14 protein-coding genes are annotated in these 15800 nt (G+C 56.1%); all 14 read right to left on the bottom strand.

Annotation, left to right across the window (positions count from 1 at the left end; genetic code table 11):
* The 14 genes from ACMVME_RS11845 to ilvN all read right to left on the bottom strand — a co-directional run bounded on the left by ACMVME_RS11845 (nucleotide 1) and on the right by ilvN (nucleotide 15800).
* Nucleotides 1-921 (bottom strand): D-alanine--D-alanine ligase, encoded by a 921-nt coding sequence (locus ACMVME_RS11845; RefSeq protein WP_068795209.1) that lies wholly within the window; start codon nucleotides 919-921, stop codon nucleotides 1-3.
* Nucleotides 914-2389, bottom strand: a complete 1476-nt coding sequence (gene murC, locus ACMVME_RS11840) for a UDP-N-acetylmuramate--L-alanine ligase (protein WP_014168630.1) — start codon at nucleotides 2387-2389, stop codon at nucleotides 914-916. Before murC ends, ACMVME_RS11845 begins: the two co-directional genes overlap by 8 nt.
* Before the next feature lie 58 nt (nucleotides 2390-2447).
* On the bottom strand, nucleotides 2448-3512 hold the full coding sequence (gene murG / locus ACMVME_RS11835) for an undecaprenyldiphospho-muramoylpentapeptide beta-N-acetylglucosaminyltransferase (protein WP_020882577.1): 1065 nt from the start codon (nucleotides 3510-3512) through the stop codon (nucleotides 2448-2450).
* The gene (gene ftsW, locus ACMVME_RS11830) at nucleotides 3509-4753 is read right to left on the bottom strand and encodes a cell division protein FtsW (RefSeq protein WP_014168628.1); all 1245 of its coding nucleotides are present in this window, start codon (nucleotides 4751-4753) and stop codon (nucleotides 3509-3511) included. Before ftsW ends, murG begins: the two co-directional genes overlap by 4 nt.
* Nucleotides 4753-6069 (bottom strand): UDP-N-acetylmuramoyl-L-alanine--D-glutamate ligase, encoded by a 1317-nt coding sequence (gene murD / locus ACMVME_RS11825; RefSeq protein WP_025205419.1) that lies wholly within the window; start codon nucleotides 6067-6069, stop codon nucleotides 4753-4755. Before murD ends, ftsW begins: the two co-directional genes overlap by 1 nt.
* Before the next feature lie 2 nt (nucleotides 6070-6071).
* Nucleotides 6072-7154: a phospho-N-acetylmuramoyl-pentapeptide-transferase gene (gene mraY, locus ACMVME_RS11820; RefSeq protein WP_008501985.1), complete on the bottom strand. Its 1083-nt coding sequence runs from the start codon at nucleotides 7152-7154 to the stop codon at nucleotides 6072-6074.
* A complete protein-coding gene (gene murF / locus ACMVME_RS11815; protein WP_068795210.1) occupies nucleotides 7148-8506 on the bottom strand; it encodes a UDP-N-acetylmuramoyl-tripeptide--D-alanyl-D-alanine ligase in 1359 nt (452 codons plus the stop codon). The genes mraY and murF overlap by 7 nt, the downstream gene beginning before the upstream one ends.
* Nucleotides 8503-9990, bottom strand: coding sequence for a UDP-N-acetylmuramoyl-L-alanyl-D-glutamate--2,6-diaminopimelate ligase (murE, locus tag ACMVME_RS11810; RefSeq protein ID WP_032679622.1), 1488 nt, complete (start codon nucleotides 9988-9990; stop codon nucleotides 8503-8505). Before murE ends, murF begins: the two co-directional genes overlap by 4 nt.
* Nucleotides 9977-11743, bottom strand: a complete 1767-nt coding sequence (locus ACMVME_RS11805; RefSeq protein ID WP_014168624.1) for a peptidoglycan glycosyltransferase FtsI — start codon at nucleotides 11741-11743, stop codon at nucleotides 9977-9979. The genes murE and ACMVME_RS11805 overlap by 14 nt, the downstream gene beginning before the upstream one ends.
* 15 nt (nucleotides 11744-11758) lie before the next feature.
* Complete coding sequence (gene ftsL / locus ACMVME_RS11800; RefSeq protein ID WP_008501989.1) at nucleotides 11759-12124, bottom strand: cell division protein FtsL; 366 nt, start codon at nucleotides 12122-12124, stop codon at nucleotides 11759-11761.
* Nucleotides 12121-13062: a 16S rRNA (cytosine(1402)-N(4))-methyltransferase RsmH gene (gene rsmH / locus ACMVME_RS11795; protein WP_068795211.1), complete on the bottom strand. Its 942-nt coding sequence runs from the start codon at nucleotides 13060-13062 to the stop codon at nucleotides 12121-12123. The genes ftsL and rsmH overlap by 4 nt, the downstream gene beginning before the upstream one ends.
* A 2-nt stretch (nucleotides 13063-13064) precedes the next feature.
* Nucleotides 13065-13523 carry a division/cell wall cluster transcriptional repressor MraZ gene (gene mraZ, locus ACMVME_RS11790; protein ID WP_025205427.1) on the bottom strand — a complete coding sequence of 153 codons (459 nt, stop codon included), beginning with the start codon at nucleotides 13521-13523 and terminating at the stop codon, nucleotides 13065-13067.
* Nucleotides 13524-14121: 598 nt separating this feature from the next.
* Nucleotides 14122-15129, bottom strand: a complete 1008-nt coding sequence (cra, locus tag ACMVME_RS11785; RefSeq protein ID WP_014168621.1) for a catabolite repressor/activator — start codon at nucleotides 15127-15129, stop codon at nucleotides 14122-14124.
* 179 nt (nucleotides 15130-15308) lie between these two features.
* Nucleotides 15309-15800 carry an acetolactate synthase small subunit gene (ilvN, locus tag ACMVME_RS11780; RefSeq protein WP_003856371.1) on the bottom strand — a complete coding sequence of 164 codons (492 nt, stop codon included), beginning with the start codon at nucleotides 15798-15800 and terminating at the stop codon, nucleotides 15309-15311.

Here is a 15800-nt window from a genome sequence, read left to right as displayed (position 1 = left end):
TCAGCCCGCCTGGTCCAGAATACGTACGACTAATTGCGAGAAGCTCATCCCCGCCTGACGCGCTGCCATCGGCACAAGGCTGTGGCTGGTCATTCCCGGAGAAGTATTTGCTTCCAGCAGATAAAATTGTCCATCACTGTCGAGCATCACGTCGATCCGGCCCCATCCACGGCAACCCAGAACATGCCAGGCTTTAACCACCAGGGACTGTAAATCGGTTTCACGCTCAGCTTCAAGACCACTTGGGCAGAAATATTGCGTCTCATCAGAGAGATACTTCGCCTCATAATCATAGAAGGTTCCGGCCGGTTGGATACGAATTGACGGTAAAATTTCTTCGCCAAGCATCGCGACGGTAAATTCCGGCCCGCTGAGCCATTTTTCAATCAGAACTTCTTCATCATGTTGAAATGCCAGGGCTAAAGCGGAAGATAAATCCTCAGCTTTCTCAACTTTGGACATGCCAACGCTCGACCCTTCGCGGCTGGGCTTTACAATAACCGGTAAGCCCAGCTCAGCAATGCGTGCATTAACGCTATCGGAGAGGCCCATTTCAAATTCGCGACGCGTCAGGGCAATCCAGGGAGCAACGGGTAAACCCGCGCCCTGCCACAGCAGTTTGCTGCGCAGTTTATCCATAGAAATGGCGGAGGCCATCACACCGCTGCCGGTGTACGGCATGCCGGTGAGTTCCAGCAGCCCCTGAAGGGTGCCGTCTTCGCCACCACGGCCATGTAACGCGATAAAGACTTTATCGAAGCCCATCGCCTTTAACTGGGTTACGTCAGTCTCTTTCGGATCGACCAGGTGCGCATCCACACCCCCTTCACGCAGGCCCGCCAGTACAGCGGCACCTGAATTCAGGGAAACCTCGCGCTCGGCGGATGTGCCGCCAGACAGGACAGCAATCTTATCAGCCATGATGCTCATCCTCCTGAGTTTGCGGCTTCAGTTTGATTTCAGCTAAGGTACGGGCGATTTTGCCGATATTTCCCGCGCCCTGAATCAGAATTAAATCGTTGCCGGTCAGCACCGGGGCCAGAATTTCAGCCACCTGGGCAGGATCGGAAACCAAAATAGGGTCTACTTTACCGCGTCCGCGGATGGTACGACATAAAGAACGGCTGTCTGCACCAGGAATAGGAGTTTCGCCCGCTGCATAAACATCCAGCATCAGGAGCGTATCCACCTGTGACAGGACGCTGGCGAAATCGTCATACAGGTCACGGGTACGCGTGAAACGGTGCGGCTGGAAGATCATGACCAGATTTTTTTCTGGCCAGCCTGCACGCGCGGCTTTGATCGTCGCGTCCACTTCCGTCGGGTGGTGACCGTAGTCATCAACCAGCATGGCAGTACCGGGTTTACCGTTCACCGCCTCCAGCGGGTATTCACCGAGGAAGTCGAAGCGACGCCCGGTTCCCTGGAAGCTTTCCAGTGCACGAAGAATGGCTTCGTCATCAATGCCTTCTTCTGTCGCCACGGCCACTGCCGCTGCGGCATTCAGGGCGTTGTGACGCCCTGGTGCATTCAGGGTGACATGCAGCAGTTCTTTGTCCTGACGCGCCAGGGTGAAATGCCCCTGCGCACCCAGCTGTTTGTAATCTTCCACGCGGACATCAGCGTCTTCGCTGAAGCCGTAAGTCGTGATTTGACGTCCGACGCGCGGCAACAGCTCGCGAATCACCGGATCGTCTACACACATTACCGCGCGTCCATAGAACGGCAGGTTGTGCAGGAAATTAATAAAGGTCTGCTTTAAGTTCTCGAAGTCACCCTGGTAAGTATCCATATGGTCGGCTTCGATATTGGTGACGATGGCGACCATCGGCTGCAGATGCAGGAACGACGCATCGCTCTCATCCGCTTCGGCAATTAAATAACGGCTGTGTCCGAGACGCGCATGCACGCCTGCCGCTTTTACCAGACCACCATTGACGAACGTCGGATCGAGGCCCGCTTCTGCATAAATGCTGGAGACCATCGCCGTGGTGGTGGTTTTGCCGTGGGTTCCGGCAATCGCAATGCCATGTCGAAAACGCATCAACTCCGCCAGCATTTCCGCACGGCGGATCACCGGAATACGCGCTTCGTGCGCGGCCACGATTTCCGGGTTATCAGAGGAGATGGCGCTCGACACGACCACCACGCTCGCATCGCGCACGTTTTCCGGGCGATGATTGAAATAGATAGTCGCCCCAAGCGACGCCAGCTGCTGCGTAACAGGGTTTGGCGCCAGGTCAGACCCGCTGATCTGATAGCCTTCGTTAGCTAACACTTCGGCAATACCGCCCATGCCAGCACCACCGATGCCAACAAAGTGAATGTGCCGGACGCGACGCATCTCGGGCACGATAGAACGCAGTTTTGCCAGTTGTTGTGTATTCATTCTCTAAACGCCATCGACTACTTAAAAAATTCGTGCAGCGCAACACGCGCTGCGAGGGTTAAGCCTGGGCTGCCAGGCTCACTTCTTTTGCCACCCGTTCCGTTGCATCAGGAATAGCGGTCGCGCGTGCGCGTTGCGCCATCTCCAGTAATGCCTCTCTGTTCCAGCCCGCCAGGGTGGTGGCGACCGCATCGGCGGTAAATTGTGGCTGTTCAAATATTTTCGCGGCGCCGGCTTTCTCAAGCGGCAGCGCATTCCAGTACTGCTGTCTGTCTTTGTGCTGGAACGGCACAAACAGAGCCGGCAACCCGGCGGCGGCAATTTCGCTCACCGTCAATGCGCCAGAGCGGCAGACCACGACATCGGCCCAGGCATACGCTGCGGCCATGTCGTCGATAAATTCCGTCACTTTATGCTGCGGCTGGCCTTCATCGGCGTAAGCCTGCTCAACCATCTGCTGAGCACCTTTTCCGCTTTGGTGCCAGATTGTCACCGCATCCCCCAGCTTTGCTGCAACCTGCGGCATCGTCTGGTTTAAAATGCGTGCGCCCTGAGAACCGCCAACGACCAGCACACGGACCGGCCCTTCACGACCAGGCAGGCGCGCATCCGGTAATGGCAGCGCCAGCACGTCTACGCGCACCGGGTTACCCACCACGTCCGCCTTCGGGAAGGCTCCCGGGAAAGCCTGCATCACTTTGGTGGCAATTTTCGCCAGCCATTTATTGGTCAGACCGGCAATGCCGTTCTGCTCATGCAGCACCACGGGGATGCCCAATGACCAGGCCGCCAGCCCACCCGGGCCAGAAACATAGCCGCCCATCCCCAGCACCACATCAGGCTTAAAACGCTTCATGATGGCGCGCGCCTGACGCCAGGCGTTGAAAATACGCACCGGTGCCAGAAGCTGGGCCTTAATGCCTTTTCCGCGTAAGCCGGAAATGCGAATAAAGTCGATCTCGATACCGTGCTTCGGTACCAGGTCGGCTTCCATGCGGTCCGCGGTTCCCAGCCAGCGTACCTGCCAGCCCTGATCCATTAAATGGTGCGCAACTGCGAGCCCCGGGAACACATGTCCACCGGTACCGCCTGCCATCACCATTAACCGCTTCGGTTGATTCATCGTGAACCTCGTGTAAACGCCTGGGCTTTTTCCAGACGCGTTTCATAATCTATGCGTAACAACATCATGATGGCCGTCGACATAATCAGCAGACTGGAACCACCATAACTGATCAACGGCAACGTCAGGCCTTTGGTCGGCAGCATACCCGCTGCGGCCCCGACGTTAACCAATGCCTGGAAACTAAACCAGATACCTATTGAGCAGGCTAAGAAACCTGAAAAGCGGTGATCGATCTCCAGCGCTTTCCGCCCAATCGACATGGCGCGGAAAGCGACGAAGAATACCATTAATAGCGCTAATACCACACCGATATAACCCAGTTCTTCCCCAATAATGGAGAAGATGAAGTCAGTGTGCGCTTCGGGTAAATACTCCAGTTTCTGTACCGAGTTGCCCAGGCCCTGCCCCCAGACTTCACCGCGACCAAAAGCCATCAGCGACTGCGTCAGCTGATAACCGCTGCCAAACGGGTCTTCCCACGGGTTCCAGAATGAGGTCACACGGCGGATACGGTAAGGCTCGGCGAGGATCAGCAGCACAACCGCTGAGATACCCATTCCGATGATGGCGATGAACTGCCACAGCTTCGCCCCGGCCAGGAACAGCATTGCCAGCGTGGTGACAAACAGCACGACCACGGTACCAAGGTCAGGCTGCGCCAGCAGTAAGACCGCCAGCACCAGAATAACGCCCATGGGTTTTAAGAAGCCGCGCAGGTTATTACGCACTTCATCCACTTTACGTACCAGGTAGTTAGCCAGGTAGCAGAACAGGGAGAGCTTGGTAAATTCCGCGGGCTGAATACGCAGTGGGCCAAAGGCAATCCAGCGCGATGCCCCGTTTACGGAGCTCCCCACCACCAGTACGATCAGCAGCATAATGATGGAGGCGATCAGCATCGCGGTACTGTGCCGCTGCCAGAACTCCATCGGCAGACGTAATGTCACCAGCGCCAGACAGAACGCCAGGATGATGTACAGGCCATCACGTTTCGCAAACAGGAATGGATCGTTCGCCAGCCGCTGCCCGACAGGCATTGACGCCGAGGTCACCATGATAAAACCAACCGCCGCCAGTCCCAGCGTGAGCCAGAAGAGCGTACGGTCGTACATGACCAGGCTGTCGTTATCTTTTTGACGAGAGCCCATCACCCAGCCTTTGAGTGCCGCAAACACCCACGCCAGAACGCCAAATCCTGGCAGGCGCGGCATTTTCAGGCGAGGGAGAGATAAACGCATCAGCCTAACTCCTTCGCCAGACGGGTAAAGAGATCGCCACGCTGTTCGAAATTCTTGAATTGATCGAGGCTGGCGCAGGCCGGGGAGAGCAGGACCATATCACCCGGCTTCACGCGAGGGGCAATCAGCCGCATCGCCTGCTCCATGGTCTCGGTTTGCTCGGCAATGTCAGGACGCAGCTCAGCCAGCTCACTGCCGTCGCGACCAAAGCAGTACAAGCGGATATTATTCCCGGCGAGATACGGTTTCAGCGTGGAGAAATCCGCCGATTTACCGTCGCCGCCCAGCAGTAAATGCAGGGTCCCTTCAACGTGCAGGCCGTTCAGGGCGGCCTCGGTACTGCCGACGTTGGTGGCTTTTGAGTCGTTAATCCAGCGCACACCGTTGTGCTCCAGCGCCAGCTGGAAACGGTGCGCCAGGCCGGTAAAGGTGGTCAATGCTTGCAGGCTGGACGAACGCGGCAGCCCTACGGCATCCGCCAGCGCCAGCGCCGCCAGAGCATTGGTGTAGTTATGCTGGCCGGTAAGCTTCATCTCTTTCACGTTCAGCACTTTCTCACCCTTCACGCGCAGCCAGGTTTCGCCCAACTGACGGTTAAGATGATAGTCACCCATGGTGATGCCAAAGCTAATGCAGCGATCGTCCGCCCCGCGCACCGGCATGGTCAGGGCGTCATCCGCGTTGACGACGCAGACCTTCGCATTTTCATAAATGCGCAGTTTGGCGGCGCGGTACTGCTGCAGACCAAACGGATAGCGATCCATATGATCTTCAGTAACGTTAAGGATCGTCGCCGCGGCCGCACGAAGGCTGGAGGTCGTTTCCAGCTGGAAGCTGGAAAGCTCGAGGACGTACAATTCACAGCCCTTATCCAGCAGCATTAGCGCTGGCAGGCCAATATTGCCTCCAACGCCCACGTTCATGCCCGCCGCTTTCGCCATCTCACCCACAAGGGTGGTGACGGTGCTTTTACCGTTAGAGCCGGTAATCGCGATAACGGGTGCCTGCGCTTCACGGCAGAACAACTCAATATCACCGACAATCTCAACGCCCGCATCGGCCGCGGCGCTGAGTGAAGGATGCGCCAGCGCCATACCGGGGCTGGCGACAATCAGATCGGCTGCCAGCAGCCAGTCATCATTCAGACCACCAAGGTGGCGTTCAACCTGTTCCGGCAGTTTATCCAGACCCGGCGGAGAAACACGCGTATCCATTACGCGAGGCGTCACGCCGCGCGCGAGGAAAAAGTCCACGCAGGAGAGGCCTGTCAGCCCCAACCCGATGATAACGACTTTTTTGCCCTGGTAATCTGCCATGATTAACGTACCTTCAGCGTTGCCAGGCCAATCAGCACCAGCATCAGCGAAATAATCCAGAAGCGCACAATCACGCGCGGTTCCGGCCAGCCTTTCAGTTCATAGTGATGGTGAATCGGTGCCATACGGAAGATACGCTGACCGCGCAGCTTGAAGGACCCGACCTGCAAAATCACTGAAAGGGTTTCAACCACAAACACCCCACCCATAATCACCAGCAGGAACTCCTGGCGCAGCAGTACGGCAATAATGCCCAGCGCGCCGCCCAGAGCCAGTGAACCGACGTCACCCATAAAGACCTGCGCTGGGTAGGTGTTGAACCACAGGAAGCCCAGTCCCGCCCCGACAATCGCCGTACAGACGATAACCAGTTCGCCTGCGTGTCGCAGGTATGGAATGTGCAAATAGTTAGCAAAGTTCATGTTACCGGTGGCCCACGCCACCAGCGCAAAACCGGCGGCGACGAAGACGGTTGGCATAATCGCCAGGCCATCCAGACCGTCGGTCAGGTTTACGGCGTTACCGGTGCCCACGATGACGAAGTAGGCCAGCAGAATGTAGAACAGCCCCAGTTGCGGCATCACGTCTTTAAAGAACGGCACCACCAGCTCGGTGGCGGGGGTGTCTTTTCCTGCCAGATACAGCGCGAAGGCCACGCCCAGCGCAATCACCGACATCCAGAAGTATTTCCAGCGGGCGATCAGGCCCTTGGTGTCTTTACGCACGACCTTGCGGTAATCATCAACAAACCCAATGATGCCGTAGCCCACCAGCACGGTAAGTACGCACCAGACGTACGGGTTAGAGGGATAAGCCCACAGCAGTACGGAAACAACGATCGCGGTCAGGATCATGATCCCGCCCATGGTCGGCGTACCCCGCTTGCTGAAGTGCGACTCCGGACCGTCGTTACGCACAACCTGACCGAAGGAGAGTTTTTGCAGACGGGCAATCATGCGCGGGCCCATCCACAAAGAGATGAACAGCGCAGTCAGCAGGCTGACAATGGCGCGAAACGTCAGATAGGAAAAGACGTTAAAGCCTGAATAATATTTGACCAAATGTTCGGCCAGCCAAACTAACATGTCCCGTTCTCCTGTAATGCGTGCACAACCTCTTCCATGGCGGCACTACGTGAACCTTTCACTAACACAGTCACAATTTGTTTTTCTGTCATCAATGCCTTAAGGCGTTCAATCAGCGCGGCTTTATCGGCAAAGTGCTCGCCAACACCACTGGCATGGCTAATCGCCTGGCTCAGTTTTCCGGCGCTCAGCACGCAATCAATACCTGCCGCTTTCGCCGCGTCCCCCACCTGGACATGACACGCTTCGCTTTCATCACCCAGCTCAGCCATATCGCCCACCACCAGCACGCGATAACCTGGCATCTCAGACAACACCTGCACCGCCGCGGTCATTGAGCCGACGTTCGCGTTATAGGAGTCATCCAGAAGCAGTTTGTTTTCCGCAAGCTGGATCGGGAACAGACGCCCCGGCACGGCTTTTAAATTTGCCAGACCGGTTTTAATCGCCTGATGCGACGCACCAACCGCCATCGACAGCGCCGCTGCCGCGAGCGCATTGGCGATATTATGACGACCCGGCAGTGGCAGAAGCACCTCAATGCCCCCGGTTGGGGTATTAAGGGTGAATTCCGTGCCATGCGAAGTCACATGAATATTGGTCGCGGTAAAATCACTGTTGGCCGCGTTCGGCGAGAAGCGCCAGGTCTTGCGGGAACCAATGATCTGTTGCCAGTTCAGCCAGTCATTGTTGTCGGCATTCATAATGGCGATACCATCTTCCGGCAGGCCGGTATAGATCTCGCCTTTAGCTTTCGCCACGCCTTCCAGCGAACCAAAACCTTCCAGATGTGCAGCGGCCAGGTTATTCACCAGCGCTGCTTCCGGGCGCGTCAGGCTCACGGTCCAGGCGATTTCGCCCTGGTGGTTTGCCCCTAACTCGATCACGGCAAATTCATGCTCTTTGGTCAGGCGAAGTAATGTCATCGGCACGCCGATATCATTGTTAAGGTTGCCTGCCGTATAAAGCGTATTTCCGCACTGGCTCAGGATGGCCGCAGTCATCTCTTTCACAGAGGTTTTGCCTGATGAACCGGTCAGCGCGACGACGCGCGTCGGTACCTGCTGACGAACCCAGGCCGCCAGCTCGCCGAATGCCAGACGGGTATCTTTCACCACGATCTGCGGCAGATCGACCGCGAGTTTACGGCTGACCAGCAGCGCCCCTGCACCATTCTCCCTGGCCTGTTGTGCAAAATCATGCGCGTCAAAACGTTCGCCCTTCAGCGCCACAAACAGACAACCCGGGGTCACTTTGCGGGTATCGGTCGTCACGGCCTCGATGGTCAGATCGTGACCCAGCAGCTCGCCCTGCAGTACCGCAGCGGCCTGACTTAAGGTGAGGCTAATCATGCCACGACCCCCAGCAGACGCGCGGCCGTGACGCGGTCCGAATAATCGAGACGACGGTTGCCAACAATCTGATAATCCTCATGGCCTTTCCCGGCCAGCAGCACAACGTCGTTTTCCTGAGCCTGCATGATGGCGTTGGTCACGGCTTCCGCACGGCCTTCCACCACGCGGGCGCGGCCTGCATCCAGCATGCCCGACAGAATGTCGTTAATAATGGCGCGCGGCTCTTCAGTACGCGGGTTGTCATCGGTTACAACCGGAATATCCGCGAACTGTTCAGCAATGGCACCCATCAGTGGACGTTTGCCCTTATCACGGTCGCCACCGCAGCCAAACACACACCAGAGCTTACCGGTACAGTGCAGACGCGCCGCTTCCAGCGCTTTTTCCAGTGCGTCCGGCGTGTGGGCATAATCGACCACCACGGTCGGTTTGCCCGGTGCGCTGAACACTTCCATACGGCCACATACCGGCTGCAAACGCTCAGCCGTTTCCAGCAGCGCGTTCATCGGATAACCCAGCGCCAGCAGCGTCGCCAGCGCCAGCAGCAGGTTGCTGACGTTAAACGCGCCCATCAGACGGCTTTCAATTTCACCGTCACCCCATGAGGAGGTAAAACGAATGGTGGCGCCACTGTCGTGATAATCCACCGCAACCGCCTTCAGCCAGCGGCCGTGGCAGTTCGGGTTGATATGGTCTTCCATCGACACCGCAACCGCATCCGGCAGCTTCGCCAGCCAGCGGCGACCGACTTCGTCGTCAGCGTTGATGATGGCCTGTCCGCTATGGTGGGTGGAGTAGAGCAGCCATTTCGCTGCTTCGTAATGCTCCATATCACCATGATAATCAAGGTGATCTCGACTCAGGTTAGTGAATACCGAGGCGGCAAACTTCAGCGCCGCCACGCGGTGCTGCACCAGACCGTGTGAAGAGACTTCCATCGCGGCAAAGGTTGCCCCCTGCCCTGCCAGGCCGGCCAGCACATGCTGTACGTCGACTGCGGAGCCGGTGGTGTTTTCGGTCGGGCTCACTTTGCCCAACAGACCGTTACCGACAGTTCCCATGACCGCACCGGTTTCACCCAGCAACTGCGCCCACTGCGCCATGAGCTGCGTGGTCGTGGTTTTGCCGTTTGTACCTGTCACGCCCACCAGACGCAGCCGATCGGACGGTTCGTGATAGAAACGTCCGGCCAGCGCAGAGAGACGCTCGTTTAACTGGCTGAGATAGATGACCGGCACCCCGTGCATTTCACGGATTTCACCGTCGGTTGCCTCATCTTTGGCCTCAGCAATAATGGCAGCAACACCTTGCGCAATCGCCTGCGGGATATAACGACGCCCGTCCGCCTGATGACCGACCACCGCCACAAAAAGATCGCCAGAAGCAGCCGCACGGCTGTCCAGTACCATCTCTCGCAGTGCTCGCTCCGGTGCATTAGGCACCCACGGAGCGAGAAGGTCGCGCAAATTACGATCTGCCACCTGTACCCTCGCCTTGATTAATTACAAATTCACTTTTCTCGCCCGTTGCCAGCGCATCCGGTTCGATGTTCATGGTGCGCAACACGCCGCCCATGATGGCCCCGAACACAGGCGCGGAAACGGCGCCGCCGTAGTATTTACCCGCCTGTGGATCGTTAATGACGACCACCAGCGCAAAACGCGGATTACTGGCAGGCGCAACGCCTGCGGTATAGGCAATGTATTTGTTGATGTAACGGCCGTCTGGCCCCACTTTTTTCGCGGTACCGGTTTTGATGGCGATGCGATAGCCTTTGATCGCCGCCTTCACGCCGCCGCCGCCAGGCAGCGCCACGCTTTCCATCATATGAACGACGGTACGAACGATGGATTCCGGGAAGATACGCTCACCTGGAACCGGTGGATCAACTTTGGTAATGGACAGCGGACGATAGACGCCATAGCTGCCAATCGTTGCGTAGACTCGCGCTAACTGTAACGGCGTTACCATTAGCCCGTAGCCGAAAGAGAAGGTGGCCCTCTCTATGTCAGACCACCGTTGTTTTTGAGGATATAAGCCACTGCGTTCTCCGACCAACCCCAAATTGGTCGCCTTTCCAAGCCCAAAACGTGAGTAAGTCTCTACTAACGCTGAGGACGGCATCGCTAACGCCAGCTTTGAAACGCCAACGTTACTCGACTTCTGTAAAACCCCGGTCAGGGTCAATTCGCTGTAGCGCGCCACGTCTTTAATCTCGTGGCCGTTAATACGGTAAGGGATCGTGTTCAGAACCGTGTTTTCATTGACGATGCCACGCTGGAGCGCCGTCATGACCACCATCGGTTTCACCGTGGAGCCCGGTTCGAACACGTCGGTAATCGCCCGGTTACGCATCGCATCTTTTGCGGTGCCGGTAAAGTTGTTCGGGTTATAGGACGGGCTGTTGGCCATCGCCAGCACTTCGCCCGTACTGACGTCCACCAGCACGGCGCTGCCGGATTCCGCCTTGTTGAAGGCGACGGCGTTGTTCAGCTCGCGGTAGACCAATGCCTGCAGACGCTCATCAATACTCAGCGCCAGGTTGTGTGCCGCCTGACTGTCCGTGGAAGAGATATCTTCGATAACGCGGCCGTAGCGGTCTTTACGAACAATTCGCTCGCCAGGCTGGCCGGTGAGCCACTTATCGAAGCTTTTTTCAACGCCCTCAATCCCCTGGCTATCAACGTTGGTAAAGCCAATGAGGTGAGCGGTTACTTCGCCAGAAGGATAGTAGCGGCGGGATTCTTCGCGAAGGTGAATACCCGGCAGCTTCAGCTTACGAATATAGTCCGCCATGTCAGGGTTGACCTGACGCGCCAGATAGATAAAACGCCCTTTTGGATTGGCGTTGACGCGGGAAGCGAGCTGATCCAGCGGCATTTTCAGGGCATCAGAGAGCGCCTTCCAGCGGTTATCAAGCGTAATGCCACCCGCATCGTGCAGCTCTTTCGGATCGGCCCAGATGGCTTTAACCGGTACGCTCACGGCCAGTGGACGGCCTGAGCGGTCGGTGATCATCCCGCGGGACGTCGACACTTCCTGAACGCGAAGGGAACGCATGTCGCCCTGTCGAACCAGCATGTCAGGGGCGATGATTTGCAACCATGCCACGCGTCCCAGCAGGAAACCCAGCGCCAGTAAAATGCAGCCGCAAAGCAACGCAAAACGCCAACTGATAAAGTTGGCCTGTTCTTCCTGACGTTTTGGTTTAAGCGTTTTTGCCGCTGCTCTCATGCGTCGCGTTTTCCCTTATTTTTGTACTACAATATTTTCCTGAGAAGGATCAACATGCTGCAATTGCAGCTTTTCCGTTGCGATCCGTTCAACCCGGCTGTGATCGCCGAGCGCATTTTCTTCAAGGATCAGGTTTCGCCATTCAATATCCAGCGCATCGCGTTCCAGTACCATCTGCTCGCGTTGCGCAGTTAATAAGCGTGTGTGGTGGGCAGTCGTGACCACCGTGACGGCCGTGACAATGATGCAAATGAACAGACAGAGTGGCAGTTTCCCAAACCGCAAAAGATCGTCGCCGATCACGCCAGGCAAGGCATGGCGCTCGTTGCTTCCTAACGAATCCTTAACTTTGCTTAGGGTCTCTGTCACTCTGCCGATCATGCGTTCGTCCTCTCTGCAACACGCAGCACTGAACTACGGGCGCGTGGATTCTGTGCCACTTCTTCTTCGCCCGGCATCAACTTGCCTAATGCTCGCAACTGACGGCCACCCAGCTTCCTGAGTTGTTCTTCCGTCATCGGCAGCCCCGCTGGAACCTGTGGACCGCGGCTTTGTTCACGCATAAAGCGCTTCACAATGCGGTCTTCCAGCGAATGGAAGCTGATGATGGATAACCGCCCACCCGGGGCCAGCACGTCGAGCGAGCTTTTTAGCGCCAGCTCTATTTCCTCCAGTTCACTGTTTACCCAGATACGAACCGCCTGGAAGGTACGGGTCGCGGGATGTTTGTGCTTATCCTTCACCGGCGTCGCCGCCGCGATCACCTCGGCCAGCTCTTTCGTGCGGGTCATCGGCTCGATGCGGTTACGCTCAACGATGGCGCGCGCGATACGCTTGCCAAAACGCTCCTCGCCGAAGGTTTTGATCACCCAGGCAATATCCGCTTCGTCCGCGGTCTGTAACCACTCGGCGGCAGACTGACCGCGAGTAGGATCCATGCGCATGTCCAGTGGACCATCGCGCATAAAGGAGAAGCCGCGTTCAGCATCATCAAGCTGGGGTGAAGAGACGCCAAGATCGAGAAGGATTCCGTCGATCTTGCCCGTCAGGCCGCGCTCGGCAACATAATCAGCGAGCGCAGAGAAAGGTCCATGCACGATGGAAAAGCGTGGGTCATCGATGGTTTGCGCAACGGCAATCGCCTGCGGATCGCGATCGATTGCCAGCAGACGCCCTTCCGCTCCAAGCTGGGAGAGGATTAAGCGCGAGTGGCCACCGCGACCAAAAGTGCCATCAATGTAGATGCCGTCCGGACGAATATTCAGGCCGTTAACGGCCTCATCCAGCAGCACCGTTTTATGTATGTAATTTTCCATCATATTTATAGAGACAAGTCCTGCAGCCGTTCCGATAATGTCGCGGAATCAGACTGCTCAGCGTCGATATCTTCCTTGACCTGTTGATACCAGGTCGTTTCATCCCACAGTTCAAACTTGTTGAACTGCCCGACCAGCATCACTTCTTTGGTCAGACCGGCATGTTGCCGTAACACAGGGGCAATCAGTAACCGGCCTGCGCTATCCATCTGACATTCACTGGCATGTCCCAATAACAACCGCTGCACGCGGCGTTCCTGCGGGTTCATGCTCGACAGTCGCGACAGCTTTTGCTCAATAATTTCCCATTCAGGTAAGGGGTAAAGCAGCAAGCAGGGGGAGTTGATGTCAATGGTGCAAACCATTTGACCCGTAGCGTTCTCAATCAGCTGGTCGCGGTATCGGGTTGGTACCGATAAACGCCCTTTGCTGTCGAGATTGACTAACGTAGCTCCACGGAACATGCCAGTCTCACCCCTCCTCACCACTTTAACCCACAAATTCCCACCTAAAGGAGTTTACGGAGCGAGGGAAAAGCTTGTCAAGCCAGGACTCTCCCTATACAGGCCCGAAAGGCCTCTATTTACAGAGATAAACAGTCCTGGTTAATAACTGCACAACTGGCGAGGCAAAATTAACGTTATGAATATTTGTAAGAAAAAAACCGAATATGCACACTAGCGTTAAGGCTCACTCAATATCATCGCAGATAAATATAAAGTGTCAGTTTGCGACGCGGGCAGCATTTTATGACAGATTCTCAGGGGATAACAGCGCCAGATTCACCCCAGGGCTCGCTAAACGCGGCGGTTGCCGTGCAAGCTGGCACAGCAGAAGGAAAAACGTCTGAATATTCATCGCCGGAAGAGGGTTTGTAACAAAATAATACAAAGACAGGCATTTAAAATCGTTTAAACGTCCTTTAAAGGAACCCTTAAACGCCAAAATGAATTAAGAAAAATAGCAGAAGGTAAATTCGCAAGAATTATCCTAATTTCTCTACGGGAATTATCCCGGCGAATTATTTCGTCAAAAGGGGGCAGATTTCTCCGCCCCGTCATTTCATTTATGGCGGCTCAAAATTCCGCGATGGTAAAGATTACGTTTAATACGCGTCAGACCCGGCTTCGGTTTACGCGGCTCGTCCAGACTTGCCAGCACAATTTCCAGCACGCGTTCAGCCACATCACGATGGCGTTGAGCCACCGCCAGAACCGGGCACTGGAGGAAGTCGAGCAGCTCGTTATCACCGAAGGTCGCGATGGCCAGGTCGGAAGGCAGCTTACCCTCACGGCGTAAGGTCACATCCATCACCCCCTGCAGCAGAGCAAATGAGGTGGTGAATAACGCCTGCGGCATCGGGTGCGTTTCCAGCCATTTCTCGAAAAGCTGTGCGGCCGCTTCACGTTCATAGCTGTTGGCATAGAGGTAGTGTACCTCACGGGGATCGTCTTTCCAGGCGGTTCTGAACCCCTGTTCACGCAGGAAGCTGACTGACAGTTCAGGCAGCGCCCCCAGATACAGCACCGTTTCAGCCGGGAAGGTTCTCAGCTCTGCCGCCAGCATCTCGGCATCATCCTGATCGGCACCGACGACGCTCGTGAAATGCTCCCTGTCGAGCGCACGATCCAGCGCCACAATCGGGAATGGGTCGTTCGCCCAGCGTTGATAGAATGGGTGTTCAGGCGGTAAAGAGGTGGAGACGATGATGGCATCGACCTGACGCTGGAGCAGATGCTCAATACAGCGCATCTCGTTGTCGGGCTGGTCTTCCGAGCAGGCAATCAGCAACTGATAGCCACGCTGGCGCGCCTGACGTTCAAGATAGTTGGCGATACGGGTATAGCTGGTGTTTTCCAGATCCGGGATCACCAGGCCAATAGAGCGGGTGCGTCCGGCACGCAGGCCAGCTGCGACAGCATTCGGATGGTAGTTATGTTCACGAACCACCGCCATAACTTTTTCAACGGTCTTATCGCTGACACGGTACTGCTTTGCTTTACCGTTAATCACATAGCTGGCCGTTGTTCGTGACACGCCGGCTAGCCGGGCGATTTCATCCAGTTTCACAATTGCCCCTTAAAAAATGAAAAGAGTCCATGGCCTTGGCAAGGTTATGGTTAAATCTTTTAACATCTAAACGCAGAATAGCCTTCGCGGCAACCGCTTTTATCTCTGTTGTCGTCTGATTACACAAAAAAAAGCCCGGCTTTGGTGACCGGGCAGAAAGAGGCGAACCTTTTAGACAACTAACGCATGATCTTATCGCCGCGTGACAGGCCAACAACCCCCGATCTCGCAACCTCAACAATTTTTGCCACATCCCGTACAGATGCCAGGAAGGCATCCAGCTTGTCACTCGTTCCGGCCAGCTGAACCGTATATATAGAAGGCGTGACGTCTATAATCTGCCCACGGAAGATATCCGTGTTACGTTTCACTTCCTCACGCCCGTAACCGCTGGCCTGGATTTTCACCAGCATGACCTCTCGCTCAACGTAGGCACCCTGCCCCAGCTCGCTGACGCGCAGAACATCGACCAGCTTATGCAGCTGTTTCTCGATCTGCTCAAGCACTTTGGCATCGCCGACGGTCTGGATGGTCATGCGCGACAGCGTCGGATCGTCAGTCGGCGCAACGGTCAGGCTTTCAATGTTATAGCCGCGCTGTGCAAAAAGGCCAATGACGCGCGACAGTGCGCCAGACTCGTTTTCCAGTAAAACAGATAATATCCGGCGCAT

The organism is Enterobacter cloacae complex sp. 2024EL-00711, from assembly GCF_047529885.1.
GTDB classification, from domain to species: Bacteria; Pseudomonadota; Gammaproteobacteria; order Enterobacterales; family Enterobacteriaceae; genus Enterobacter; species Enterobacter ludwigii.
The sequence above is the reverse complement of the archived record's forward strand: the minus strand, read 5'-3'. Positions and strand labels throughout refer to the sequence as shown.